At 73.8% G+C, this 2,620-nt stretch carries 2 protein-coding genes; one reads left to right on the top strand and one right to left on the bottom strand.

Annotation, left to right across the window (positions count from 1 at the left end):
• The coding region (locus IH13_RS0113380) for a class E sortase (protein WP_031084116.1) at positions 1-542 on the top strand (542 nt) is incomplete at its 5' end.
• Positions 543-560: 18 nt separating this feature from the next.
• Here the strand turns inward: IH13_RS0113380 and IH13_RS0113385 are convergent.
• The coding region (locus IH13_RS0113385; protein ID WP_063837438.1) for a glycoside hydrolase family 65 protein at positions 561-2,620 on the bottom strand (2,060 nt) is incomplete at its 5' end.

Genomic DNA, 2,620 nt, shown 5'->3' on the forward strand with positions numbered 1-2,620 from the left:
CCGCCTCCCCCGCGGACCGCACCGATCCGCGCACCACGACCGCGGCCCTGGACATCCCCGCGATCGGGGTCAAGGGCCTGCGCGTCGTCCCGTACGAGGGGACGACGGACGACCGCCCGGGCACCCGCGTCCAGGACCGCGGCGAGGCGGCGAGCCCGTACGGCGAGCGGGGCGGCGTCGGGCCCGGCGAGAAGGGCAACTACCTGGTGACCGCCCACCGGATCAAGGCCGGCGGACCGTTGCGCGAACTCCCCTCGCTGGGCAGGGGCGACTCCGTCCTCGTCACGGCGGACGGCACGGTCTACGAGTACCGGATCACCGAGACCCGCACGACGTCCTTCCGCTCCGCGCGGTCCCTCGCCGAGCAGCGGGCCGAGGTGCCGGGTTCCCCAGGCAAGAAGCCCGCACAGGCGGTGATCACCCTGTCGACCTGTGCGACGCCGGAGGACGACGCGGCCGGGAACCACTGGCGCGACGGCAACGACAACCCGGAGCACCGCATCGACAAGATCGGCGTCCTGGTGGGCTCCCGGCCCGCCTGACGCCGCCCGGCGCGAGGCTCAGGCGTCGTCGGGCAGGTCCAGCCACCGGGAGGTGCCCGGCTCGACGACGTACATCCGGCCGTCCAGCCCGACCCGGACCCCCGGGCGGCCGGAGTCCGGCACCGCGATCCTGAGCTGCTCGGCCCGCAGCCGGAGGTCGACGTCCCAGTGCCGCCGGAAGCGGAGGCGCACCCGGAACTTCGACAGCTGCGGCAGGGAGGCCGGGCTGAGCCACAGGGCGTCGTCCCGGGTGTCGAGCCCGGTCAGCCCGCGCTGGACGAGGTCGAGGGTGCCGGCCATCGCACCGAGGTGGATGCCTTCCTCCGTCGTACCGCCCTGGACGTCGGCCACGTCACCGATCAGCGCCTCCTCGCAGTACTTCCAGGCGTCGTCGCGGTTGACCCGGGCCAGCACCCAGGCGTGGACGAAGGAGCTGAGGGTGGAACCGTGGCTCGTGCGGGCCGCGTAGTAGTCGACCGTGGTGTGCCAGGTCGCGTCGTCCAGTTCGTGTCCCAGGCTCCGGAAGAGGGCCGCGAGCTCGCGGGGCGGGAAGAGGTAGCCGAGCATCAGCACGTCGGCCTGCTTGGAGGCCTGGTAGCGGTTGACGGTGTCGCCCTCCGCCTCCAGGATCCGGTCCAGCCGCCGGATGTCCCCGTACCGGGCCCGGTAGCCGTCCCAGTCGAGCTCGGCCAGCTCCCCGTACCCCGCGAACTGGCTGATGACGCCCCGGTGCCAGGGCACGTGCAGCCGGTGGGCGATGTCGTCCCAGCGGGTCAGCTCGCCGGGGTCCAGCCGGAGCTGCTCGAACAGCCGGCCGCAGCGGCTGCCGGGCAGGTCGCGGCAGAGCTCCCCCGCCCGCGCCAGCACCCAGGCCGCCGTCACGTTGGTGTACGTGTTGTCGTCGAGGCCCGGTGCGGCGGTCCCCGGGTAGCCGTCGTGGTACTCGTCGGGCCCCACCACCCCGCGGATCCGGTACCGGCCGAGCGACTCGTCCCACTCGGCGCGGTCGGCCCAGAAGCGGGCGACCTGGAGGAGGGTCTCGGCGCCGTTGCCGTACAGGTACTCGGTGTCCCCGGTGGCCTGGCAGTACTGCCACACGTTGTACGCGACGGCCGAGCCGACGTGGTGCTGGAGGTGGGAGTGGTCCGGCAGCCAGCGCCCCGAGCGCGGGTTGAGATGGACCTCCTGGGTCTCCTCGCGTCCCTCGTCGGCGCTCTGCCACGGGAACATCGCCCCCGCCCGGCCCGCCGCACGCGCCGCCCGGCAGGCCGCGGGCAGCCGGCGGTGCCGGTAGTCGAGCAATGCCCGGGAGACCTCGGGGAGATGGAGGTTGAGGAAGGGCAGGACGAACAGCTCGTCCCAGAACACGTGCCCCCGGTACGCCTCTCCGTGCAGTCCCCGGGCCGGTACGCCGACGTCGAGTTCCGCCGTGTGCGGGGAGAGCGTCTGCAGCACGTGGAAGAGGTGCAGCCGCAGGATGCGCCCGGGCTCGCCCGGCACCTCAAGCCGGACCTGCTGCCACAGGTCGGACCAGGCCCGGTGGTGCGAGGCCAGCAGGGCCGGGTACGCCGCGGCCCGGTCCACCGCCGAGGCCGCCGCCCGCAGCGGGCTGCCGATGGCCGGGTCGCGGGAGGTGTACAGCGCGACGGTCTTGTCGACGACGGCCGGCGCTCCGGGCCCCAGCGGAAGCAGCAGGTTCTGCTGGACCGCCCTGGGCAGCTGTTCGGGACCGGCCCGGTGCTCCCCGCCGTCCGTCCCCGGCCCGCAGGCCGCCACGGTCCGGGCGGCCAGGGCGATGCCGATGTCCGACTCCACGGTGCGGCACCGCAGCCACACGGTGGAGCCGTGGTGTTCCGTACCGGTCTCCCAGCCGGTCAGGTGGCGGTCGGCCAGCTCCCGGTAGCGGGCGACACCCTGGTTGCGTACGTCGCCGTCGATGCCGGCCACCACCTCCAGCTCGCCCTCCCAGCCCTCGGCGGTGAAGACCGTGTGCAGCGCGGCGAGATGGGGGTCGCCCATGTGCACCAGGCGGTCCTGCTCCACGGTCAGCCGCCGGCCCTGTCTCTTATACACATCTC

It is taken from the genome of Streptomyces sp. NRRL WC-3549 (genome assembly GCF_000721935.1).
Lineage (GTDB): Bacteria > Actinomycetota > Actinomycetes > Streptomycetales > Streptomycetaceae > Streptomyces.